The 23525-nt window shown below is 62.3% G+C and carries 17 protein-coding genes and 1 pseudogene; 10 read left to right on the top strand and 8 right to left on the bottom strand.

The annotated features are described in order from the left end of the window. Nucleotides 1–14 precede the first annotated feature (14 nt). Nucleotides 15–1226 (top strand): MFS transporter, encoded by a 1212-nt coding sequence (locus BLW08_RS11175; RefSeq protein ID WP_254779828.1) that lies wholly within the window; start codon nt 15–17, stop codon nt 1224–1226. Here BLW08_RS11175 and BLW08_RS11170 read toward each other — a convergent pair. Further along, nucleotides 1223–3331 (bottom strand): DNA gyrase/topoisomerase IV subunit B, encoded by a 2109-nt coding sequence (locus BLW08_RS11170; protein ID WP_091325094.1) that lies wholly within the window; start codon nt 3329–3331, stop codon nt 1223–1225. The genes BLW08_RS11175 and BLW08_RS11170 overlap by 4 nt on opposite strands. 256 nt (nt 3332–3587) lie before the next feature. Here BLW08_RS11170 and BLW08_RS11165 point away from each other — a divergent pair, with 256 nt between their 5' ends. Then, on the top strand, nt 3588–3809 hold the full coding sequence (locus BLW08_RS11165) for a DUF7455 domain-containing protein (RefSeq protein ID WP_018778705.1): 222 nt from the start codon (nt 3588–3590) through the stop codon (nt 3807–3809). 222 nt (nt 3810–4031) lie between these two features. Here BLW08_RS11165 and BLW08_RS11160 read toward each other — a convergent pair whose 3' ends face one another. From BLW08_RS11160 to BLW08_RS11145, 4 genes are all read right to left on the bottom strand, one after another. Next, the gene (locus BLW08_RS11160; protein WP_091325093.1) at nt 4032–5345 is read right to left on the bottom strand and encodes an RNA polymerase sigma factor; all 1314 of its coding nucleotides are present in this window, start codon (nt 5343–5345) and stop codon (nt 4032–4034) included. Nucleotides 5346–5589: 244 nt separating this feature from the next. Further along, on the bottom strand, nt 5590–6849 hold the full coding sequence (locus BLW08_RS11155; RefSeq protein WP_091325092.1) for a DUF4192 domain-containing protein: 1260 nt from the start codon (nt 6847–6849) through the stop codon (nt 5590–5592). Nucleotides 6850–6928: 79 nt separating this feature from the next. After that, nucleotides 6929–8296 (bottom strand): MFS transporter, encoded by a 1368-nt coding sequence (locus BLW08_RS11150; protein ID WP_091325091.1) that lies wholly within the window; start codon nt 8294–8296, stop codon nt 6929–6931. Between the two features lie 35 nt (nt 8297–8331). Further along, nucleotides 8332–9270 (bottom strand): proteasome assembly chaperone family protein, encoded by a 939-nt coding sequence (locus BLW08_RS11145; RefSeq protein WP_090825477.1) that lies wholly within the window; start codon nt 9268–9270, stop codon nt 8332–8334. Between the two features lie 323 nt (nt 9271–9593). Between BLW08_RS11145 and BLW08_RS11140 the strand changes: the two genes are divergently transcribed. The 4 genes from BLW08_RS11140 (at nt 9594) to BLW08_RS11125 (ending at nt 15161) form a co-directional block, all read left to right on the top strand. Then, on the top strand, nt 9594–11117 hold the full coding sequence (locus BLW08_RS11140) for a leucyl aminopeptidase (protein WP_091325090.1): 1524 nt from the start codon (nt 9594–9596) through the stop codon (nt 11115–11117). A 293-nt stretch (nt 11118–11410) separates the two neighbouring features. Next, complete coding sequence (lpdA, locus tag BLW08_RS11135) at nt 11411–12793, top strand: dihydrolipoyl dehydrogenase (RefSeq protein ID WP_090825481.1); 1383 nt, start codon at nt 11411–11413, stop codon at nt 12791–12793. 113 nt (nt 12794–12906) lie between these two features. Beyond that, nucleotides 12907–14658 carry a 2-oxoglutarate dehydrogenase, E2 component, dihydrolipoamide succinyltransferase gene (gene sucB / locus BLW08_RS11130; protein WP_091325089.1) on the top strand — a complete coding sequence of 584 codons (1752 nt, stop codon included), beginning with the start codon at nt 12907–12909 and terminating at the stop codon, nt 14656–14658. A gap of 149 nt (nt 14659–14807) precedes the next feature. Then, nucleotides 14808–15161 (top strand): hypothetical protein, encoded by a 354-nt coding sequence (locus BLW08_RS11125; protein ID WP_090825484.1) that lies wholly within the window; start codon nt 14808–14810, stop codon nt 15159–15161. A gap of 101 nt (nt 15162–15262) precedes the next feature. Here the strand turns inward: BLW08_RS11125 and BLW08_RS11120 are convergent, their stop codons facing one another. Further along, the gene (locus BLW08_RS11120; protein ID WP_091325088.1) at nt 15263–15646 is read right to left on the bottom strand and encodes a VOC family protein; all 384 of its coding nucleotides are present in this window, start codon (nt 15644–15646) and stop codon (nt 15263–15265) included. A 135-nt stretch (nt 15647–15781) separates the two neighbouring features. Between BLW08_RS11120 and BLW08_RS11115 the strand changes: the two genes are divergently transcribed. Then, nucleotides 15782–16210, top strand: coding sequence for an OsmC family protein (locus BLW08_RS11115; RefSeq protein WP_090825488.1), 429 nt, complete (start codon nt 15782–15784; stop codon nt 16208–16210). Nucleotides 16211–16295: 85 nt separating this feature from the next. On the opposite strand, the gene BLW08_RS11110 is transcribed toward BLW08_RS11115, so the two are convergent. After that, on the bottom strand, nt 16296–19778 hold the full coding sequence (locus BLW08_RS11110; protein WP_091325087.1) for a S41 family peptidase: 3483 nt from the start codon (nt 19776–19778) through the stop codon (nt 16296–16298). Between the two features lie 85 nt (nt 19779–19863). Here BLW08_RS11110 and BLW08_RS11105 point away from each other — a divergent pair, with 85 nt between their 5' ends. Next, nucleotides 19864–20763: a TIGR01777 family oxidoreductase gene (locus BLW08_RS11105; RefSeq protein WP_091325086.1), complete on the top strand. Its 900-nt coding sequence runs from the start codon at nt 19864–19866 to the stop codon at nt 20761–20763. A 45-nt stretch (nt 20764–20808) separates the two neighbouring features. On the opposite strand, the gene BLW08_RS11100 is transcribed toward BLW08_RS11105, so the two are convergent. Continuing rightward, on the bottom strand, nt 20809–22413 hold the full coding sequence (locus BLW08_RS11100; RefSeq protein ID WP_091325085.1) for a serine/threonine protein kinase: 1605 nt from the start codon (nt 22411–22413) through the stop codon (nt 20809–20811). Nucleotides 22414–22564: 151 nt separating this feature from the next. On the opposite strand from BLW08_RS11100, the gene lipB reads away from it, so the two are divergent. Both lipB and BLW08_RS11090 read left to right on the top strand, forming a co-directional pair. Further along, a complete protein-coding gene (gene lipB / locus BLW08_RS11095; protein WP_090825496.1) occupies nt 22565–23233 on the top strand; it encodes a lipoyl(octanoyl) transferase LipB in 669 nt (222 codons plus the stop codon). Continuing rightward, nucleotides 23230–23525 (top strand): annotated as a pseudogene (locus BLW08_RS11090) (lipoyl synthase); the annotation flags it as partial. The gene lipB and the pseudogene BLW08_RS11090, both read left to right, overlap by 4 nt.

Below are 23525 nucleotides of genomic sequence, written 5' to 3'. Positions count from 1 at the left end.
TTACATTGGGAAGCGTGACCACACCCGAAACTCCCCCGCCCGTACGCCCTGCCGCCGGCCAACGATGGCCGCTCTACGCGGCCGGGTTCACCACAGCCTTCGGCGCCCATGCCGTCGCCGCTGGTCTCGGTGCCGAGAGCGCCGACATCGGGTTGAGCCTCCTGGTCCTGGGAATCCTTTTGGCCCTGTACGACATCGCAGAAGTATTCCTCAAGCCCGTGTTCGGTGCACTCTCGGACCGCATTGGACCGAAACCGGTCATCGTGGGCGGGCTCCTCGCGTTCTCAGCTGCCTCCCTCATTGGCCTCTGGGCAGATCAACCCGCCCTGCTGGCCGCAGCGCGTCTGGGGCAGGGGATGGCAGCCTCGGCTTTCTCTCCGGCGTCGTCCGCAAGCGTTGCCCGACTCGCCGGGACAAAGACCGGTCACTACTTCGGACGTTACGGCTCGTGGAAGGGACTTGGCTACGCGATTGGCCCCTTGCTGGGAGCCCTGGCGATCTTGAGCGGTGGCTTCGGCTTCCTGTTCGGCATCCTGTCCGCCCTGGGGCTGGGCGTTGCCGTGTGGACCATCTTTTCAGTGCCACGCCTGGAACCGCTCCCCCGGCCCCGGTACACCATCGCGGACGTATGGAGGCAAAGCACGGAACGCTCGTTCCTTGGGCCCACCCTGGTGCTGGCCGCAGCTACCGGAGCGTTGGGCGCCGCAGTTGGCTTCCTTCCCGCGTTGGCAGCACGCGAGGGCCTGGGCACGGCGGGGAGCGTTGCCGTGGTTACCGTCTTGGCCGTCGCGTCGTCGCTCGTACAGCCCCGCGTGGGTGCGTTACGGGACCGTGGAGCGCTGGCCGACAAGCCCGGCATGGTAGCCGGCTTGCTCTCCATTGCAGTCGGAACACTAATGGCAGGCTTCCTCCCGGGAGCCGGCTGGATCTATTGTGCCGCTGTCCTCATCGGACTGGGCATCGGCGTGGCCACACCCCTGGCGTTTGCCCACCTCGCGGATTCGACGCCGGCGGAACGACTCGGCCGGACCATGGGCTCGGCCGAATTGGGGCGGGAACTCGGCGACGCCGGCGGACCCCTCCTGGTGGGCGGAGTTGCCGTTGCCGCGGGACTGCCGTGGGGACTCGGCGCTTTGGCGTTGCTGGTGGGGGCGGCGGCAGCTGCTGCCCCTTCCTCCCGCACGGATCCAGCCCGTGAGGCAACTCCGGTTCCACCTAAGAACTAGGCGTCGATGCGTTCCCGGTCCAGAGTGGCCGCGCCGGCAATGATGAACTCCTTGCGCGGTGCAACGTCAGAACCCATCAAGAGGTCGAACACTTCTTCGGCACGCTGGGCACTTTCAATACCCACTTTCCGGAGCGTCCGGTGGCGCGGATCCATAGTGGTTTCAGCAAGCTGCTGTGCATCCATTTCCCCCAAACCCTTGTAACGCTGGATGGGCTCCTTGTAGCGCTTCCCTTCTTTGGCAAGGTTTGCCAGCAGGACGTGGAGCTCGGCCTCGGAGTAGGTGTAGATCATCTCATTGGCCTTCTGGCCCGGGTTGATCACTTCCACTCGGTGCAGAGGCGGGACCGCCGCAAAGACGCGCCCCGCTTCCACCATGGGACGCATGTAACGGAAGAACAGCGTCAGCAGCAGCGTACGGATGTGCGCACCGTCCACGTCGGCGTCTGTCATGAGGATCACCTTGCCGTAGCGGGCTGCATCAATATCGAAGCTGCGTCCGGAACCCGCACCCACCACCTGGATCAGCGCCGCACATTCTGCGTTGGAGAGCATGTCCCCCACGGACGCCTTCTGGACATTAAGGATCTTGCCGCGAATGGGAAGCAGCGCCTGGAAATCGGAAGAGCGGGCCAGCTTTGCCGTCCCCAGTGCGGAGTCACCTTCAACGATGAACAGTTCCGAGCGGGCGACGTCGTCGGTGCGGCAGTCGGCCAGCTTGGTGGGCATCGACGAGGTTTCCAGGGCGTTCTTGCGCCGCTGGGTCTCCTTGTGCAAACGGGCCGAGATGCGCGACTTCATCTCGCTGACCATCTTCTCCAACAGGAGCGCGGACTGCGCCTTGTCGTTGCGGTTGGCCGATGTGAGACGCGAGGTGATTTCCTTTTCAACCACCTTGGCCACGATGGCACGGACCGCGGACGTACCCAGTATCTCCTTGGTCTGCCCCTCGAATTGCGGCTCAGCCAAACGGACCGTCAATACAGCCGTCAGCCCGGCAAGGATGTCGTCCTTCTCCACTTTGTCGTTGCCGGCTTTGAGCTTGCGGGCATTCGTCTCCACGGCCTTGCGGAAGGTTTTCAGCAACGCGGCCTCAAAGCCTGATTGATGAGTGCCGCCCTTGGGTGTGGCGATGATGTTGACGAAGCTTCGCATGGTGGTTTCGTAGCCAATGCCCCACCGCAAGGCAATGTCCACCTCGCAATCCCGCTCAACTTCGGCGATCTTGCTGTGCCCGTTCTCGTCGAGAACCGGGACGGTCTCCTTGAACTTCCCCGAACCGTGAAGGCGCCAGACGTCCGTTACGCCCGCGTCAGCAGCCAGGAATTCGACGAACTCGCTGATGCCGCCGTCGTGGTGGAAGACTTCCTCGTGGGCCCCATTCTCGCCCGGCGTTCCGGCCAACTTTCGCTCATCGCGGACAGTGATCTTCAGGCCCGGGACAAGGAAGGACGTCTGGCGTGCCCTGGATGCGAGATCGTCATAGGAGAATTTGGCATCCGGAGTGAAAATCTGCCGGTCAGCCCAGTAGCGCACCCGGGTTCCGGTGACGCCGCGCTTCGCCTTCCCCACAATATCCAGCACCGAATTTTCAACAAAAGGCTCAAAGGGTGCATCCGGGCCCGGCTTGGACCCTGAGTCCACGAATCGTCCTGGCTCGCCCCGGCGGAAGGACATCTGGTAGGTCTTGCTGCCACGATCCACCTGGACGTCCAGGCGGCTGGACAACGCGTTGACTACCGATGCGCCCACACCGTGCAAACCACCCGACGCGGTATAGGAACCGCCGCCGAACTTGCCGCCGGCATGCAGCTTGGTGAACACAACCTCGACGCCGGACAGGCCGGTTTTGGGTTCAACGTCCACAGGGATGCCACGCCCGTCGTCGTGGATTTCCACTGAGTTGTCGGCATGCAGGATCACCTTGATGTCATGGCCAAAGCCTGCCAGGGCCTCGTCCACCGCGTTATCGATGATTTCCCACAAGCAGTGCATGAGGCCACGGGAATCGGTGGAACCGATGTACATGCCCGGACGCTTGCGGACGGCTTCCAGGCCCTCAAGGACAGAAAGATGCCGGGCGTTGTATTCAGAACTCGGTGCCACTCGCGGTGTGCTCCTTCGGGGGTATATCTCAGGGTGCTTCCCAGCCGTGATTCTGCTGGCAATTCAAGGCAAACACTGCCCATACTAGGCTAGCCGCGGAGGCCTCCCGGCGCGGGTTGCCACTCCCGGGCAAGCCCAGGCTCCATGGTTACGTTACGCACATGTGATACGCGGACAGCGAAAGTGACCCATCCTTGCCATGGATCTGCGTCGAATGCTGGTTATATGGATGTACAGAACTACTAAGGAGGCCGACATGACAACAGCAGTTGCAGACCGCACGCTGAACGCAGCTGACCGCTGTGATCGTTGCGGAGCCCAGGCGTACGTCCGCGTTGTACTCGAGTCCTCCGGCGGTGAGCTGCTCTTCTGCGGCCACCACGCACGTGCAGTTGAAGCTACGCTTCGGCCCATGACTTCTGACTGGCACGATGAGACCGAGCGCCTCAACGAGAAGGCTCCCGTCCCCGTCGACTAGGCAGGGCACTCCGGCGAGGCAGGGCAAATCCGACTCAGTCCGGAAACTACTTTGAACAGGTGATGAGGCTCCTCCCCAACGGGAGGAGCCTCCTTACGTTAAGAGGCTTGTGCTGCTCCGAGCCCGAGCCTAACAATGCGGCCTCTTCAAACTAAGCGGTCCAGCCAAACAAAACGGCCCAGTCGAGGATTCGACCGGGCCGCTTGCGTATTGCTGGAATTTTTAGTCCAAGTAGTCCCGGAGGACCTGGGAGCGGGACGGGTGCCGCAGCTTGGACATGGTTTTGGATTCGATCTGACGGATGCGCTCACGCGTTACTCCGTAGACCTTGCCGATTTCGTCTAAAGTCTTCGGCTGGCCGTCAGTCAGGCCGAAGCGCATGGCAACAACTCCAGCTTCGCGCTCGGACAACGTATCCAGGACGGAGTGCAGCTGCTCCTGCAGGAGGGTGAAGCTGACGGCGTCAGCCGGGACAACTGCTTCCGAGTCCTCAATAAGGTCACCGAACTCGGAGTCGCCGTCCTCGCCAAGAGGAGTGTGGAGCGAAATCGGCTCGCGGCCGTACTTCTGAACCTCGACGACCTTTTCAGGCGTCATGTCCAGTTCCAGGGCCAATTCTTCCGGCGTAGGTTCGCGGCCGAGGTCCTGAAGCATCTGGCGCTGGACACGGGCCAGTTTGTTGATGACTTCCACCATGTGTACCGGGATACGGATGGTGCGCGCTTGGTCGGCCATGGCGCGTGTGATTGCCTGGCGGATCCACCACGTGGCGTAGGTGGAGAACTTGAAGCCCTTGGTGTAATCGAACTTCTCCACTGCACGGATCAGGCCAAGGTTACCTTCCTGGATCAAGTCCAGGAAGAGCATGCCGCGGCCCGTGTAGCGCTTGGCCAGGGAAACCACGAGTCGCAGGTTGGCCTCGAGGAGGTGGTTCTTGGCACGCTTGCCGTCGTGGATGACGAACTCAAGCTCACGCTTGAGCTTGGGATCCATGGATCCGTCGTCAGCATTGATCTTTTCCTCAGCGAAGAGGCCGGCTTCAATTCGGAGCGCCAGATCGACTTCCTGCTCTGCGTTCAGCAGGGCAACCTTGCCGATCTGCTTCAGGTAATCCTTGACGGGGTCTGCGGTAGCTCCAGCCGACATGACCTGCTGTACAGGGGCGTCGTCGTCATCGGCGTCCGAGTAGACGAACCCCGAACCGGAAGGCGCGGCCTTCTCCTTGGCGGCAACCGCACCATCCTCGGCGTCATCTTCTCCGACTTCGACTTCCTCCGCGGCTGCGGGATCAAAGTCTTCATCCTCGGCACTGGCTTCATCGGAATCGGAGCCAGAGGAGTTGTTCGCGGCTTCAGCGGCGGCCTTCGCGCCGGGCTTGGGTCCACGCTTCTTGGGTGCCGGCTTGTCAGAGTCACCCTCTGAAGCCTTGTTGGCAGCACGTGTCGCAGCGCGCTTTGCCGATGTGGCCGCCTTCTTTTCCTCAGCGGACAGTTCGGCCTGGGCGGCGGGTTCCTTCTCGACGGAAGACGGGGTCACAGAAAACCTTTCTAGCGGCGGTCTGTGGAATCACCATACGGGCAACACCACTATGACCCTGTCAAGTCCGCGATCAATTTCAAATGCGATCGCCGTCTGCAGAGTCACTATGTAGAACTCCCGACGACACTGTATTGTTCCCGGATTCCGGGGCAATACAGGCATTCGAACGCGGACCCAACCGGGTCTCGGCATCCATTGTCTCACGGTTTTGCGAAACACACGCCTGATGAATCCGCAACGACTAGGCGTTGGCACCCTCCGAGCCCCGCCAGGCAGAACCGGACCGCCGCGCCCACCCACAAATGGCACCCTGCCCCATGACTTCCATCAGGAGTTCCGCCAGCCTGTATCCCGGAAAGGCCAGTTGTGCCCGGCTAAGACAACCATGGGCAATGGATCCGCTCCCCTTGCACCACGAGATCCACCCTTGAAGAGTCAAAGCCGCCGCGGCCACCTCGCCTTTTTCGTCCACCACACACAGCCTGGAAAGTATGCGGGCCAAGGCATCGAGGTGGCCCCATGACGGCTTGTCCGGCTTCATTCCCAGCAAGACCTCCCCATATCCAAAGACGTTTCCCATCCCGCCCGAATCACCCAATGTTTCAGCGGGTGGCGTTACTCCGGCGAAAGGTAAGCCGAAATCGTCAGGGTCGAAGGGAAGGCCATCCTCGTCATCTTCGACGAACAGGCCGAAGGCCCCCGCCCCCAATTTCGCCGATTCAATACCTGCAGCTGCCATCACCACGACGGCATCCCGCCAGCTAGTGACCGTCATCGTATATCTGAGGAATCCCACGAGCCCGGCATCGGCTGCCAGCTGCGCAGGCTGGCTTTGGCTGCATCCTTGCATCACGTGCATCCACACGGCCAGCACGGCGTCCAAGCAAGCCTCGCTGCGCCATCTGCCGCTCAGGAGTTCCGAGTAGCGGGACTCAGCTGCCAGCACCAAGGGATCCAGTGCCCCCTGCCTCGCCAGCAACGGGTTACCCAATCCGCTTCGCGGCGATGGCCCGATCGCACTTCCCCTGAACACCAGTTCCGCACTGAGCCGGCTGTTCCTGATGCGCTCAACAGGAAGTCCCGGGGCTGAACAGCAGTTTTCATCGGAGCAATACGCGCCACGCCAGTATTCAGGGCCAATCAGCCACGCATCCCGAACCGGGAGACCTACCTCCTGCAAACTCAGCTGCAGAGCGTCCAGCATCGGAGCAGACATGCCCACTACTCTGCCATCGGCCCATCCGGCGTCCGTGTAGACGGCAAGAACCACACCATTGGCGTCTTCGTCGGCGATCAGGTAACTACGGATCAGGTCTGCGAAGCCTGCCAACGCTCGACGGGATCGGTCGGACGGCAGGTCCACGCGAAGTGTGGCACCCAGTACATTCCCTTGCATGGTGATCGCCACGAGGCTGTCTTCAGGCCAGTACCCCAGCATGTGCGGTATGTAGCCAAGGATGTCTTCGGGCTGGTGGATGCTCAACGTTCGATTGGTGGTCATGCCTCCAGCCTGCTCAAGTCGAGGCAGAGGAAACAGATAACACCTTGCCTATGTGGAAAAGCAGGTGGAACCGAAGCCGCTAATGGCTGTTCTGCTGTTCATCTGCCTCATCCGAACGCGATGCACGGCGCCGCTCGATCCGTTCCCGGCGTTGTCTGGCAAGGGTCGCCACGAGCGGAGCCACGTGGATACCCTGTGCGGCCATCTGCCGCCGCACTTTACGTCTCGTCACCAGAATGAGAACTGTGCCGAGGGCAAGGAGGACAAACTGGACACTCAGGGCGATACGGAAAGGTGCAAGGCCGTACAAATCTCCGTCAGAGAAGCCGCTGGCGTTCAAGAGGTCCAGCACCAGGCCAATGAGGTAAATCGCCACCAGCGCAGCAATGAAGCCACCGACGTTAACAATGCCGGTTGCCGTGCCGATCCGGTGCGAGGGATTGAACGTGCGGGCAAAGTCAAAGCCGATCATTGATCCTGGCCCGCCTACAGCCAGTACCACCACAAGGATCACCAGTAGCCACAGCGGAGCACGCTCGGGGAGAAGGAGCACCGCCGCCCACGCCAACGCCGTGGCGAAGGTGATGAGAAGAACCATGGCAGATCTCCGCATGGGGTGCTTTGACACAAAGCGCCCGAAGCCAGGACCCGCGACAATTGCCGTAGCCACGAACAACGCCATTAAAGCCGATACCGTCCCGGCGTCGAGTCCCTGCGCTGACAATAGGAAGGGATAGCCCCAAGTCATCGCAAAAAGGTTCCCGCTGAACTGGACAGTGAAGTGGCTCCACAGCCCCAGCCGGGTACCCGGTTGTTTCCATGCCCGCGACAGCGACACACCCGTCGCCCGGAGGCCTTGGCCGGTTTCCTTGGGCGGGTGCCCTGGCGGCGCATCCCGCAGCAGTGCGAGGACCAGGACGATGGCCACCACGGACATCGCCGCCAACGTCAGGAAGGCCGGCGTCCACCCGGCTGAATGAAGGAGCAGCGCGAAGGGAACCACGCTGAAGAGTTGACCAAGTTGGCCGCACATGCCGGTGAGCTGCGTAACCAACGGAACTTTGGCCGGCGCAAACCACAAAGGGACGAGCCGGATCACGGAGATAAACGTCATGGCGTCGCCGGCGCCCACAAGGACACGGCCCAGGACACCGCCGGGCACGCTGTCCGCAAAAGCCAGTTGCAGCTGGCCCAAACCCATCAGCACTGCTCCGCCGGCCACCATGGCGCGGGAACCGAACCTGTCCACCAGCACTCCGACAGGTATTTGCAAACCGGCGTAAACCAGAAGTTGGAGCACCGTAAAGAAGGAGATGGCGGCAGCGCTGGCGTGGAAGCGCTCAGTAGCCTCCAAGCCAGCGACACCAAACGAGGTCCGTTGCGCCACAGCCACCAGGTAGGCGAACACGCCGATCGTCCAGATGAGCCAGGCGCGGGGAGCATTCACCCCCCAATTATGCCTCCGGTCCCATCAAAGATGATTTATTGAGGCGAGTCTTTACGTGCCAGGTACGCTTCGACGGCAGCCCCGAGGTCCTCTGCGTTGGGCAGCTCATCATTCTCATCAGCCAGCAGGGAGCGACGAACGACGCCTTCGGATTTCTCGTCATAACGGGTCTCAAGATTGGTGACCACCGCCTGCACTTCTTCAGAGGCTTCGATTTGTTCGGCGATCTGGCGCCCCACCTCACGGCCCGCTTCGCGGAGACGGTCCGTGGGCAACATCAGGGACGTGGCCGCACCCAGGTACTCCAGACCGGCTACAGCTGCCGGCGGATACTCGGCTTCGGAAAGATAATGAGGCACGTGGATCACGTAGCCTGCCACGTTGCGCTCTGCTTCCGTGAGCCGAAGTTCAAGAATGTGACCAATGGCGGCAGGAACATCCACCGTGGGCTTCCAACTGGAAATGCCCTCGATGAGTTCGGGGCGGTTGCCGTGAACAGTCACGCCCACGGGCCGTGTATGCGGAACCGGCATGGGAATGGAATGGATCCACGTCACCAGATTGACGTCCAGCATTTCCACAATCCCGATGACGGCCCTCGAGAAACGCTCCCACTGGAGATCGGGCTCGAAGCCGGCAAGCAAAAGGAATGGTTGTCCCAGACCATCGTTCAGCTTGTACAAGCCGAGCTTGGGTGCCTGATAGTCCTGCAGGTGGTCCTCCACGAAGCTGATGTGGGGACGGCGCGAGCGGTAGTCGATCAGCTGGTCGGCGTCGAACATGGCGACGACCTCGGCGTCCAGTTCGTCCAGCAGTTCAGCATTGATCTGCCGAACCACATGACCGGCGTCGGCAAAGCCCGTGAACCCCATGACCATGTTCAGTCCACGCAACTCCGGGCTGTGGAAGGTCTCGATGTTTCGCGCGTACAGCGATTCGGGGTCCAGGAGGGAGCCGGATATCCGTTCAAACACGGCATGTTCCTTTCGCAATGACAAAGTTCGGGAAGGTCCCGGAGCACCAGCTATCTGGCGCTTTCGGGCACCAACGTTGGGCTGAGGGACTCTATTAATCGTTACAACGCTGCACATCCAACAGGCATTCCTGCCCCGGATGTGCGGCAGCTCTCATTTAATTGCTGTCCGCAGCGCTCAAGAGACTACGATCGAAAAGGGCCGCCCCGGCGGCCCTGAAGACCAAGGCCGCCGTCGCAAGAGGACGTCGGGCGCGTACCGGGGCAGGCCGCCAAACATGCGGCCCCGCCATGCAATGCAGAGAGAAGTGAGGACACATCCTCGTGGTCAAGACTACTGACATCATCCTGGGCATCATCGCCAAGGACCTGAAAAAGTCCCCCAGCGACGCGCTGGTGATTGGAGTTACACAAGGTACTGACGGGCCGGTGCTGCTCTCGAATCCTTTGAGCGCAAAGGCAGCCGAGTCAGTGTCGGCCTCCCTGCGGCTTTTGGGGATCACTGGTGCTGCAGACCAGGTACACCGCCTGCCCGGACTGCCGGAGACGGGCTCCGGAATTTTGGTCCTTGCGGGAGTAGGCAAACTGTCCGATGCCGGCATCCTCACCGAAGAGGCGCTGCGTCGGGCCGCTGGATCCGCGGTTCGCCAGCTTGCCGGCGTTTCCTCCGCCACTCTGGCATTCCCGACGACGTCTGTCGCCGAGGTCGCGGCCGTTGCCGAAGGCGCCGCGTTGGGGGCCTACTCCTACACAGAGCACCGCTCCAGCAAGGACGGCCTCAAGGCGCCCGTCGCCAAAGCCCTGATTTTCACCGATGTCGATGCCAAAGCGGCGCAGCCTGCACTGGACAGGGCCCTTGTGCTGGCCCGTGCGGTTAATGCCACGCGGACGCTGGTTAACCAGCCTCCCAGCCACCTTTACCCGGAATCGTTCGCTGAATCCGCCAAGGAACTCGCCAAGGGCCTTCCCGTTAAGGTCACCGTCTGGGATGAGAAGCGCCTGGAAAAGGAAGGTTTCGGAGGCATCCTCGGCGTAGGTAAGGGTTCCACCCGCCAGCCGCGACTGGTCAAGGTCGAATATGCACCCGCAAAGGCCACCAAGAAAATTGCCCTGGTTGGCAAAGGCATCACGTTCGACACCGGCGGCATTTCCATTAAGCCGGCCCTCGGCATGGGTGACATGAAGAGCGATATGGCGGGCGCCGCCGTCGTACTGAACGCCGTTCTGGCCATCGCCTCGTTGGGCCTGCCCATCAAGGCGACGGCGTGGCTCTGCATTGCGGAGAACATGCCCTCGGGTGCCGCGCAGCGGCCGGCAGACGTCCTCACCGTCTACGGCGGCAAGACGGTGGAAGTCCTCAACACCGACGCCGAAGGCCGCCTGGTGATGGCCGATGGCATCGTGGCCGCCAGCCTGGAAGCACCTGATGCCATCATCGATGTCGCAACCCTGACGGGTGCGCAGTTGATCGCCCTGGGTCTCCGCACGGCCGGCGTCATGGGTTCCGATTCCGTGACGGCGGCCCTGAAATCCGCAGCGGATCGTGCCGGAGAGTTGGTCTGGCCAATGCCGTTGCCGGAGGAACTTCGCCCCAGCATTGACTCGCAGGTGGCGGACCTTGCCAACATCGGTGAACGCAACGGCGGCATGATGACCGCTGCGGTGTTCCTACGCGAATTTGTTGGCAAGAATGGCGACGGCCAACAGATCCCGTGGGCACACGTCGATATTGCCGGCCCATCCTTCAACAACGGCAGCCCCTACGGCTACACCCCCAAGCAGGGAACCGGATGCACTGTCCGCACCCTGGTTGCCTATGCCGAGGACCTTCTGGCAGTTTCCGCCTAGGCGTCACCCCCACGCCCTCCCGGCTGTGCGGGCCCCGCGGAAGACTCTGCAGGGCCCGCACAACCCCGGAATTATGCGGCGTGTAGCGCTGTGTCACAAGTGAACGTGAGTCTCGACACAAGCGCTCCACAAACGCCCGCAGAGGGTGGAGCATGGGTAGGTGGTTCGCTAAGGTGAACTCGATAGTCACAAATGCAAGAGAACTTAGGTGCTGGCATAATCACGGCAGAACAAGTTCCAAAGACCAGATGACACGCAGTCCCGTGTCATCATTCACGCGAGGGAGCGTTTTAGTGGCCGATCAGGCAACTGCGCAAGAATTCGACATCCTGGTACTCGGTGGCGGCAGCGGCGGCTACGCCACTGCCCTGCGGGCCGTACAGCTTGGGTTCACCGTTGGCCTTGTGGAAAAGGCAAAGCTCGGCGGAACCTGCCTGCACAACGGTTGTATCCCCACCAAGGCCCTCCTGCACTCGGCTGAACTGGCCGACCATGCACGCGATTCCGCCAAGTACGGCGTGAACGTCACGCTGGACAGCATCGACATGCCGGCAGTGAACGCATACAAGGACGGCATCATCGCCGGCAAGTTCAAGGGCCTCCAAGGACTCATCAAGTCCAAGGGCATCACCGTCATCGAGGGTGAAGGCAAGCTCCAGGGCAACAACACCGTCGTCGTGAACGGCACCGCTTACACGGGCAAGAACATTGTCCTCGCAACGGGTTCCTACTCGCGATCCCTCCCCGGACTGGAAATCGGCGGCAAGGTCATCACCTCTGACCAGGCCCTCACCATGGATTACATCCCCAAGAGCGCCATCGTGCTCGGCGGCGGCGTTATCGGCGTCGAGTTCGCCTCGGTGTGGAAGTCCTTTGGCGTGGATGTCACTATCATCGAGGGCCTCCCCTCTTTGGTTCCCAACGAGGACGCTTCGATCGTCAAGAACCTCGAGCGTGCCTTCAAGAAGCGCGGAATCAAGTTCACCACCGGCATCTTCTTCCAGGGCGTGGAACAGAACGACGACGGCGTCAAGGTCACTTTGGTTGACGGCCAGACATTCGAAGCCGATCTCCTGCTCGTAGCTGTGGGCCGCGGTCCCGTCACCGCCAACCTGGGCTACGAAGAAGCCGGCATCACCATCGACCGTGGCTTCGTTATCACCAACGAGCGCCTCCACACGGGCGTTGGCAACATCTACGCTGTGGGCGACATCGTCCCCGGCGTCCAGCTCGCACACCGTGGCTACCAGCAGGGCATCTTCGTGGCCGAGGAAATCGCCGGTCTGAACCCGGCCATCGTCGAGGACATCAACATCCCCAAGGTGACCTACTGCGAGCCTGAAATCGCCACGGTCGGTTACACCGAAAAGGCCGCCAAGGAGAAGTTCGGCGACGACCAAGTACAGACCCAGGAATACAACCTTGCCGGCAACGGCAAGAGCTCCATCCTCGGTACCGGTGGCATCGTCAAGCTCGTTCGCCAGAAGGACGGCCCCGTAGTGGGCATTCACATGATCGGTTCACGCATCGGTGAACAGATCGGTGAAGCACAACTGATCGTGAACTGGGAAGCATACCCGGAGGACGTGGCCCAGCTGGTTCACGCCCACCCCACCCAGAACGAAGCTTTGGGCGAAGCCCACCTCGCCCTCGCGGGCAAGCCGCTCCACGGCTAAGTCTTTACCCAAGACAAACGGGTCGGGTGCATGCAGCGGAATCTGCCGGATGCACCCGGCCCGGACCAGCAGAATTCATCCGCACAAAGATCAATAAGGAGAACGGGGACGACATGTCTGAATCCGTTAACTTGCCCGCCCTCGGTGAGAGTGTCACCGAAGGAACCGTCACCCGCTGGCTCAAGCAGGTTGGTGACCGGGTAGAGATCGACGAGCCGCTGCTCGAGGTTTCAACCGACAAAGTAGACACCGAAATCCCTTCTCCGATCTCAGGCGTCATCGAAGAAATCCTCGTCGCTGAAGACGAGACGGCCGAAGTTGGCGCCCCCTTGGTCCGCATCGGCGATGGCTCCGGCTCCGCCGCTCCGGCTGCCGAGGCTGCACCGGCTGCAGAAGCACCCGCTGCCCCCGCAGAGCAGGCCGCGCCCGCCGAGGAAGCTCCCGCCGCTCCGGCCGCTGACGAAGCACCGGCAGCCGAGGCTCCCGCAGCTTCCGGCGGCGAGGGCCACGAAGTAACCCTTCCCGCGTTGGGTGAGAGCGTCACCGAGGGAACCGTCACCCGCTGGCTCAAGGCCGTAGGCGACACCGTCGAGGTAGACGAGCCGCTCCTCGAGGTATCCACCGACAAGGTGGACACCGAGATTCCTTCCCCGGTTGCCGGCACCCTGCAGGAAATCCGCGTCAGCGAGGACGAGACCGCTGAGGTTGGCTCGGTCCTGGCAGTTATCGGTTCCGGTGCAGCCGCGCCCGCCGCTGCACCGGCTCCTGCCGCCGCTCCTGCCGCTCCGGCACCCGCTGCTGCCCCCGCCCCCGCGGCTCCTGCTGCCCCGGCACCCGCCGCTGCAGCTCCGGCTCCTGCCGCTGCTGCTCCGGCTCCTGCTGCTGCCGCTCCGGCCGCTCCCGCCCCGGCTGCCGATGCCCCCGCATCGGAGTCCGGCTACGTCACTCCCCTGGTCCGCAAGCTTGCAAACCAGCACGGTGTGGACATCGCTGCCGTCGCTGGCACCGGCGTCGGTGGCCGCATCCGCAAGCAGGACGTTCTGGCCGCTGCCGAAGCCAAGCAGGCCGCTGCAGCTCCCGCTGCATCCGCTCCTGCCGCGGCTCCCGCTGCCAAGACAGCTGCCCCGGTGGTCGCTTCCTCCCTGCGTGGCACCACGGAGAAGGCTCCGCGCATCCGTCAGGTCATCGCCCGCCGCATGCGCGAATCGCTTGAGGTCTCGACTCAGTTGACCCAGGTGCACGAGGTCGACATGACCAAGATCGCCAAACTCCGCCTCAAGGCCAAGAACCAGTTCCAGGCCCAGAACGGCGTCAAGCTGACCTTCCTGCCGTTCATCGCCAAGGCCGTTGCCGAGGCCCTGAAGCAGCACCCCAAGCTGAACGCTGCGTACGACGAGTCCAAGCAGGAAATCACCTATCACAACGCCGAACACCTGGCGATCGCCGTGGACACCGACAAGGGCCTCCTGGTCCCCGTCATCTCCGACGCCGGCAACCTGAACCTCGCCGGCCTGGCCGGCAAGATCGCGGATGTCGCAGGCCGCACCCGTGACGGCAAGATCGGTCCGGACGAACTGTCCGGCGGCACCTTCAGCATCACCAACATTGGCTCCGTTGGTGCCCTGTTTGACACTCCGATCATCAACCAGCCCCAGGTGGGCATCCTCGGCACGGGAGCCATCGTCAAGCGCGCCGTTGTGGTTGCTGACGAAAACGGCGACGACTCGATCGCCATCCGCTCCATGATGTACCTGTCGCTCACGTACGACCACCGCCTGGTGGACGGCGCGGACGCGGGTCGCTTCCTCCAGACCCTTAAGGCCCGCCTTGAAGAGGGTGCGTTCGAAGCAGATCTCGGTCTCTAGGACTCACTGCCAATAGCGCGTTTGAATGACAGCAAAGGAGCAGGTTGCCGGTTTCCGGCAACCTGCTCCTTTGCTTTGTCGCCCACGGGCTTTGTCACCCACGCGTGGCTTTGCTACGGGTCGTAGAACCAACTGGATAAGCTGGGGCCATGAGTATTCTCTTCAACATTCTGGTGTTCTTGCACATCGTCGGCGCAGCCATGATTGTGGGCTACTGGATCGCCACCCTCAGGGAGCCAACCGTCCACCCGCGCCAGCGTGACGGCGCCTTCCTTCAGCTCCTGACGGGCATCGCAATGATGGGTCTTTTCCCCCTGCTGCCTGACGCCGATCCCAACTACTTCAAGCTGGGCGTCAAGTTCGCCATCGGCGTCGCAGTTGCAGTCCTCGCAGTCATCGGCTCGCGCAAGGTCAAAAACGGCGAACCCGTATCAACAGGCTTGGCCCATGGTGTAGGCGGGCTTGCCTTGGTCAACATCGCTATCGCCACCCTCTGGAACTAATGTCAGGCGGGCCTGTTGGTCCTGCCAGCTGAACTGACAGAAGCCGTCCCATTCGTGCCGTTGGCACGTTGGGACGGCTTCTGTCTGTCTTCCCTGCGGTGCTACTCCTGGGCTATGCAAAACTCGTTCCCCTCGGGATCTTGCATGACGTCCCAACAGAAGTGCCCGATGTCGTGCGATTCAACCAAGGAAGCACCCAGAGCCTCAGCTTTTCGCCTCAAAGCTGCAGCATCGGCGTCGTGAAGGTCCAAATGAAGCCGACGACGCCCCTCGGTGGGCGCCGCCAGCTGCTGAAACGCCAGTTGGGGGAATCCAGGCTCGGACGGCTGCAGCCAAATGAACCCTTCATGTTCTGCCGCAACGGGCGTCGCCAACAGTTCCGACCAGAAGCGCGACAACCGTTCTGCATCAACGGCATTAATCATGATGGATGCGATTCTTGGCCCAGTTCGATGGCCGGCAAGTGACTGTTCTTGAGTATCCATTTCGTCAGTCTAGGGGTCACAATCCACTGTCAGCGGAATGGCCGTGCAGTCCTGACGGCAAGTCCCTAGGATTGATCCCGGTGGCACCTGCCAAAGGCTGGTTGCCGACTTACAACGACCCCCCAAGGAGTGGACATGGCAGCAACACGCACCGCACACACGGTTTGGAACGGCAACCTCATCGAAGGCGCCGGCAACACGACGCTGGACAGCTCAGGACTGGGCACGTTCGATGTCACGTGGAAAGCCCGCACCGAACAGTCCGGCGGCAAGACCAGCCCCGAGGAACTCATTGCAGCTGCACACTCTGCCTGCTTCTCCATGGCGTTCAGCCACGCCCTGGCCGGAGAAGGATTCACTGCAGAAGAAGTGAACACGAAGGCGGACGTTACCTTCGTTCCCGGCACCGGCATCACCGGCAGCCACCTGACCATGACCGCCAAGGTCCCGGGTCTCTCCGAAGAGGACTTCCGCCGCATCTCCGAGGATGCCAAGACAGGCTGCCCTGTTTCCGGAGCACTGGCCAGCATTGAGATCACGTTGGACGCCACCCTGGCTTCCTAGCATTAGCCCCAGGCTTAACGCGGAAGAGCCCCGTCCTTTCCAGCAGGGAAGTGGCGGGGCTCTTCTGTGACCGGACCTGGCCCGTCTAGCCCTTCTGCGGCCGGGAGGGCAGCGGTGCAGGGCGAAGCTTCCGGTAACCTTCGCGGCGCGGAGGACGGTCGGTAGGCAGTTCCTGGATCATTTCCTTGAGTGCGCCAATGCCATACTCAAGTTGCGGATCCGTGCCGGCAGCGTAAGCATGCGGCGGGAACACCACCTCGATGTCCGGCTCCACTCCACGGTTTTCGACATCCCAGCCAATCCCACCGCCGAACCAGGTGGCGTATCGAGGCTGCGTGACACCGGTGCCGTCCGCCAGGGCAAAGCGGTTGTCGATGCCCACCACGCCGCCCCAGGTCCGCGTGCCGATCACGGGGCCGATGCCCCTCAACTTGGAGACCTGGGTGATGATGTCGCCGTCGGATCCGGCAAATTCGTCCGTAAGGATGATCACGGGGCCGCGGGGCGCGTGGTCCGGGTAGGTCCGGGGCTTTTCGCCGCGTGGCATGCTCCAACCGGTCACCTTTCGCCCGATGAGTTCAGCAACCAGTTGCGATGTATGCCCGCCGCGGTTGCGCCGAACATCCACGATCAGACCGTCAAGGGCCGTTTCGGTGTCCAGATCCCGGTGCAGCTGCGCCCATCCGTTAGCCATCATGTCCGGGACATGCAGGTACCCGAACGAGCCATCGGACGCCTCACGGACTGTGCGCCGGTTGGCCCGGACCCAATCCTGGTAACGCAACCGTTCCTCGTCGCGAACGGGCACCACGGCAACGCGGCGCTGGATTCCAGCCGCTGCCCCGTGCCCTTCTCCGTTCAACAGCGTCAGTTCGACGGTCCGGCCAGCGGCGCCGACCAACTGCATCGCGGGCGTCACGGCAGCAGAAAGCCCGACGCCGTCAATCGCCAAGAGCACGTCGCCAACCTTGGCGTCCGCACCTGGTCGCGTCAAGGGTGAAGTAGCCAACGGGTCAGAGGACTCCCCTGCCAGGATTCTGGTGATTTCCCAGCCCTTGCTACCCAGCTGCAGTTCAGCGCCCAGCCGGCCCTGACCATTCCGTCCGTTCTCTGTCACGGCCGCCGGCCTCACGTAGGCGTGTGACGTCCCCAGTTCGCCGTGGATTTCCCAGAGCAGGTCCACCAGGTCATCGTGCGATCCGAGCCTGTCCACGATCGGGCGGTAGCGCTTGTACACCGACTCCCAATCCTGGCCTGCCATGTCGGCCGTCCAGAAGAAGTCACGCTGCAGCCGCCAAGCCTCATCAAAGGCCTGTCCCCAGGCAGCAACGGGATCAAGGATGACACGAATCCTGTTGAGCTCCACCTTGACGAGTTCGGCTGAATCTTCCTCAACCTTGCTGTCAGCAGGAACGGAGGTGATTTGTTTGTCCAGGAGGTAAATGATCCGGCTGAGATCGCCGGAGATGCGGTAGCTATCCACCGCGGTGACGAGCGTGGACTTCTTACGCTTCGCAATGTCATAGCGAACCAGGGACGGGGGTGTTTTCTTGTCCTGGAGGGTGCCCTTTCCTTCTCCGGTGACACCGGACAACTCGGTATCCAGCCACAACAGGGAGCCATCACCAACGGCAAGGTCTGAGTAGTTTCCTTGGGGAACCGGGACGGCGATAACCCGATGAGCCAGGCCTTCCTGGTCCACCCGCACTGCCGGGGCGTCGCCGTCGTCGGACTTTGCAGAGGTGACCTGTCCGTCATCAAGCGAGTCCACGGAAGGCCCGAACGGTGACGGCGTGTCCGCCGCCAGCGCCACCAGGTAGGGCTTGATGGGGCTGGGGAACGACAGATCGAACGAGTGACCGTCATAGACGGGGTCAAAGCTCCGGTTGGACAGGAAGGCCAGGAACTTTCCGTCGGGCGTGAAACGTGGTGATTCGTCGCAGAAGCGCCCGTCAGTGACATCAATGATGCCGGATCCAGGCTCAGCAGGGCGGACAATCCGGAGCTTGCTGCGGGACCCGAAGGACGTTACCGGTTCAGACCAGGCAAGCCACTGGGAGTCACTCGACCACGAGAGCTGCTCAATGGATCCCTCGCCAACACTGACCAGCAGTGTCAGTGTTCCGGCAGAAGTGTCGGCCACATAGACGTCCCCGAACGAGGTCCCAACTGCAATCCACCGGCCATCAGGGCTAGCTTCCAAAGCACTCGTGCGGGTGGGCGTCGGGAAGTCAATGCGGAGATCCGCCACGTCCTCTACTGCTGTGGAGGCCGGCTCGGCTGCCACTCCGCTTACCGTGTCCGCTGACTGCCCGGACGTGGCAGCTTGGCCAGGCTCTGAAACAACCTGGACGGGAGCATTGCCCTGTCCCACCACGTTGGAGGCTGACACGGGCTTCGGCAGCGGGTCGGCTTCCGGTGCCGGTGCGGACGGTTCCGTTACGACCTTGGGTGCCTCAACGGGGGCAGAGAGTGGCGACGCGATCTGCTTGACGTACAGAGCTTCCACTCCCCCGTGGTCCGCTACGTAGGCGATCCGGCCGTCCGTCAGCGGGCGTGGCAGGCGGGCCCGGACACCCGGCGTAGCCTCCACCACCCGTGAGGGTCCGTCCTTGTGACGCAGCCAGTGAAGGGTACCGTGCGACTCCACGGCGCTGGCCGTGCCTGCAATGTTCGGAACAACGTCGCCAAGATGCTTCGATGCTTTGAGGGGTGCCGGCCGGCGCGCAGGGGACGCAGAACCCAACGTGATGGGGATTTTTGTTGCCACTGCATCGGCGTCCAACGACGGAATGACCCAGAGTTCACCGGCGGATTCGAAGATAACCCTGTTCCCGTCAGTGCTGGCGTGCCTGACGTAGAAGTCCTCGTGGTCCGTGTGGCGGCGCAAGTCTGAACCGTCAGGAAGAACCGAATAGAGGTTGCCATACCCCTCATGGTCGGAAAGGAAAGCAATCCGCCCCTTGACCCACAGCGGATCGGTCAGGTTACCGTCGAGCTCAGGGACCAAGCGCTCAAACTCGCCGTTGCCGTCTGAGTCGATCCAGAGTTTTCCGGCCGTTCCGCCACGGTAACGCTTCCACCACGCGGGTTCGCGGGAGAGGACGCTGGCCAGGACAACGGGCTTCTCGTCACCGATCTCAGGGCCGAAAGCCACCGCTTCCACGGGACCGAAGGGAAGTCCGACGGCGGCGCCACCGTCCAAGGGGAGGCTATAGGCATGCGTGTGGCGGCTTTCCGCTTGCTGGAATGCACTGGTCACCACAACGTTTCCAGCGGGCGTAAAACCCTTGACCTTCGTAGTGCTGTGGCCGAAGTAGCTCAGCTGCCTGTACCCGCCGCCGTCGACCTGTGCTGTCACCACCTCGGGTGACGTACCCACAACAGCCGTCCACACCAGGGACTTTCCGTCCGGAGTGAACCGGGGGTTCCTGGCCGGAAGTTGCTGGGAGGAAACCCGCCAGGCACGGCCTCCGGAAAGAGGGGCGACCCAGATGTCGTCTTCGGCCACGAAAGTGACCAGATCGCCGTGCACATGCGGGAAACGGAGGTAGCTGGAGGAGGTCATTGTTCGATCATAGTCAAGAGGCAGCCGTCGATTGCGGTACCGACAGGCGTTTCCGCCGCATGCCTTCGCCATGGTGAGATGGGTCATGCGAATCGTGATGTCCGGAGCCTCGGGAATGATCGGAACAGCGTTGGCGGAGCATCTGACCGGCCAAGGCCATGAAGTGATCCGCCTGGTCCGGCGGCCAGCCAGGAACTCCGCGGAATGGACATGGGATCCGGCCGCGGGAGAGCTCGACGCCGCCGTACTGGAAGCCACAGACGCCGTTGTCAACCTGTCCGGCGCCGGCATCGGAGACCGCCCATGGACAAAACGGAGGATCCAGGTTCTCCGGGACTCCCGGGTCCAGGCCACCCAGACCCTGACGGCGGCCATGCGCAGCCTCAGCGCACCGCCCCCGGCTTTCATCAGCCAATCGGCGTCCGGTTATTATGGCGCCTCCCGCGACGGCGTGCTGCGGGAGGATTCAGGCCCCGGTGGCGGCGTCCTCGGCAGTTTATGTGTTGAGTGGGAACGTAAGGCCCATGCAGCCCCGCCGGGTGTTCGGGTTGTTACGCCCAGAACCGGAGTTGTGCTCAGCGCCTCAGGTGGGGCGCTGGGGCCGCTGCTCCCTCTGTTGAAACTAGGACTGGGCGGGCCTTTCGGAAACGGACGCCAATTCTGGCCGTGGATCACGTTGGCGGATGAGGCCAGCGCCCTTGCCTACCTCCTTACATCTGACCTTGAGGGTCCAGTCAACGTCTGCGCCCCTGAAAGCGCGGACGTCAACGCGATTGTCGCTGCCCTGGCAAAGGCCTTCCACAGGCCCGCAGCGTTCCGCGTGCCGCGACCAGCCCTGAGATTGGTCCTCGGCACATTGGCCGATGAACTCGTTTTGGCCAACCAACAGATGGAGCCCGCCAAGTTGGCCGAAGCAGGCTTTCAATGGCAGCACCCTTCCCTGTCCGATGCCATGAACTGGCTGGTCACGGAAACAGAACGCTAAGGGAGACTCCTGATCCGCTCATCCGACCGGGCCAGGGTGCGGCTGCTACCCGACGCCGCTGGGAGCCAGAATTTCGAACAGCCACCACCGCCCGTCCGAACGAAGCAAATGCAGGCGAAGATCACGGGGAGTCCCGGCCCCCTGCGTCCTGACAATTTCACCGGACTGGATCCGCTCCTCATAAGCTGAGGTGGAGGCAGTCACCGCTACCAGCACGTCGTCGTCCGCTGAGGGCTCTTCCACCGTCACGGCCGACAACGACGTGATGAATCCGCTGAATACTGCGCCGGTCTCCCTCAAGTGATTGGTCACCAGCTCGTCCGCCGCTGCCGCAGGTGATCCTGGCGCGTTAATAAGGGCCAGAAGCTCCAACTGGCCCTGCCGAAAGGCCATGTCCCGCACGGAAGACATCGCTCGCACAGCCGCCGCAGGATCCGCGGATCCCAGATCCCGGCTCAATCCGACGGGCAGGTCCGCGGAATCCGAGCTGGTTGATGCCTCGCCGGATGGTGCTTCGCTGCCGGCCGTCGACTCCTGCTTCGGTGCCACCGTCACGGACACGTATTGTTGCCAGGCAATCCATCCCGCCACCCCCAACAGCACCCCTGCCATGGCGAGTCGGACCGCCATTCCAGTCGGCCAACTGATTCGCTGCCACCTCGGCCGCCCAGACTGTCGGCGCAGGAATCGTAGCCGGACTGGCCGGAACTTCCGCAGAGACCTCATCCACGACGTTCCGGGGCGCGGCGGACGCCGACGGGCCTGCCTGCGTGTGAGTAACTCGGGAATAACGGACGGGTGCACCGCACCGGATAAGTCCAAGGCCTCAGGAGCCGCACTTCGGAAAATTGCCGTTCCCAATTCCCCCGCCGAGGGCCGCATGTGGGGATCCTCGTCCAAGGCCGCCTCCAGTGCGGCAACCAAGGACTGTGGAACACCCGGAACAAGCAGGGACAAGGGTGGGCGGTGCTGCACTGGCTCCGGAGTGGTTCCAGTCATGCAATACCAACCGACGGCAGCCAGCGAATAGACGTCACGCTGGGGCCGCAACACCCCGTGACCCGGCTGTGCCTGCCACTCCAGCTTTACGGGCTCGATGAACCCGGGGGTGCCACTGTCCGTGTCCCCGGAAGGGCCACCCAATACCGAGGCGATGCCCAGATCCGCCAACAGAGGCATTCCCTCGGCCGTGAACAATATGTTCCCCGGCGATACATCCCCGTGCACCGCGCCGTTGACGTGGAGGTACTCCAAGGCTTGCGCGATCGGAGTCAACATGGTGACTGCTTCACCTATCCCCAGTTTCCGCCGCCCGGCCAGGAGGTTCGCCAACGAGCCACCCGCTGCATAGTCCATGACGATTCCGCTGGTTGCTCCACCCGGACCAGCCACAGGAACAACGTCGTGAACCCGGACAAGGTGCTGATGCCGGAAACCCAACAGGAGCTGTACCTCGCGGGATATTTCCACGCCGGCCTGCGCATCTGACACCGCCCCACCAACTCCGGCACACTTAATCGCGAACCGTGCCCCGTCCCTGTCCCTCGTGGCAAGCCACACCGTGCCGCTGCTTCCCTGGCCCAGCTGGCGCGTTACCAGATAGCCCGGAATAACCGGAACCACAGGGGCGGGAGTATCCAAAGTTTCCATAGGAACAGGTCTACCGGACCTTGCGATTCGCCGCAGAAGTTATCCACAGGCGGGTCCCGCCCACCGGCGCCCCTGGCAACAGCGCCGGATGCGACTGAGAGCTTCACCACAAAACCATGGCGCGTCTGCTGCTGGGTCTAAGCTTGAACCCATGACTCTTGAGTTTTCACAATTGGGTCTTGCCCCGGATTTCGTAGATTACATGCAGGGCTGGGACCTGCAGCGCGAAATACACAACAAGGTTGTTGCGGGCGAGAAGAACAGCACGGTCTTGCTCCTGGAGCACGCCGCCGTCTATACGGCCGGCAAACTCACGGAAGATCATGAGCGCCCCTTCGACGGAACGCCCGTAGTTCCGGTGGATCGTGGCGGGAAGCTGACGTGGCACGGCCCCGGACAGCTGATCGCTTATCCCATCCTCAAACTCAAGAACCGGGCCGGCATCCGCGATTATGTTGAACGGCTCGAGGCAACCATGATCGCCGTCATGTCGGACTACGGCATCAAGGCTGTCACCGTAAAAGGCCGTGCCGGCGTATGGATCCTTGCCGATGACAAGGGTCCTGACCGCAAAATTGCGGCTATTGGCATTCGCGTTCTGGACGGCGTCACCATGCATGGTGTCGCCATCAACTGCAGCAACGACTTGGCACCCTACGCACAGATCATCGCCTGCGGGATTACCGACGCCAGTGTCACCACCATGACTCTGGAAACAGGCAGGACCATCAATCCGGCCGACATCGTTGACCGCTTCGTGGAAGAATTCCGCAAGCATGAACAAGCACTCGTTTCCACACCCGAAGGAGCACTCCAGTGACCTTGGCACCTGAAGGCCGTAAGTTGCTGCGCGTTGAGCAGCGTAACTCGGCGGTACCGGTTGAACGTAAGCCTGAGTGGATCAAGGCCAAGGTCCAGATGGGTCCTGAGTTTGTCCAGCTCAAGAACCTGGTGAAGAAGGAAGGCCTGCACACGGTCTGTGAAGAGGCCGGGTGCCCGAACATTTTCGAGTGCTGGGAAGACAAGGAAGCGACGTTCCTGATCGGCGGGTCCGAGTGCACCCGGCGCTGTGATTTCTGCCAGATCGATACCGGTAAACCCTCCCCGGTGGA

This window comes from Arthrobacter sp. cf158 (assembly GCF_900106835.1).
In the GTDB taxonomy this organism is placed as follows: Bacteria; Actinomycetota; Actinomycetes; order Actinomycetales; family Micrococcaceae; genus Arthrobacter.
The sequence above is the reverse complement of the archived record's forward strand: the minus strand, read 5'-3'. Positions and strand labels throughout refer to the sequence as shown.

Coding starts and splice junctions, on each gene's coding strand:
- BLW08_RS11165 (WP_018778705.1), top strand. CDS start 3,588: ATGACAACAGCAGTTGCAGACCGCACGCTGAACGCAGCTGACCGCTGT.
- BLW08_RS11155 (WP_091325092.1), bottom strand. CDS start 6,849: ATGACCACCAATCGAACGTTGAGCATCCACCAGCCCGAAGACATCCTT.
- sucB (WP_091325089.1), top strand. CDS start 12,907: ATGTCTGAATCCGTTAACTTGCCCGCCCTCGGTGAGAGTGTCACCGAA.
- BLW08_RS11125 (WP_090825484.1), top strand. CDS start 14,808: ATGAGTATTCTCTTCAACATTCTGGTGTTCTTGCACATCGTCGGCGCA.
- BLW08_RS11120 (WP_091325088.1), bottom strand. CDS start 15,646: ATGGATACTCAAGAACAGTCACTTGCCGGCCATCGAACTGGGCCAAGA.
- BLW08_RS11115 (WP_090825488.1), top strand. CDS start 15,782: ATGGCAGCAACACGCACCGCACACACGGTTTGGAACGGCAACCTCATC.
- BLW08_RS11110 (WP_091325087.1), bottom strand. CDS start 19,778: ATGACCTCCTCCAGCTACCTCCGTTTCCCGCATGTGCACGGCGATCTG.
- BLW08_RS11105 (WP_091325086.1), top strand. CDS start 19,864: ATGCGAATCGTGATGTCCGGAGCCTCGGGAATGATCGGAACAGCGTTG.
- BLW08_RS11100 (WP_091325085.1), bottom strand. CDS start 22,413: ATGGAAACTTTGGATACTCCCGCCCCTGTGGTTCCGGTTATTCCGGGC.
- lipB (WP_090825496.1), top strand. CDS start 22,565: ATGACTCTTGAGTTTTCACAATTGGGTCTTGCCCCGGATTTCGTAGAT.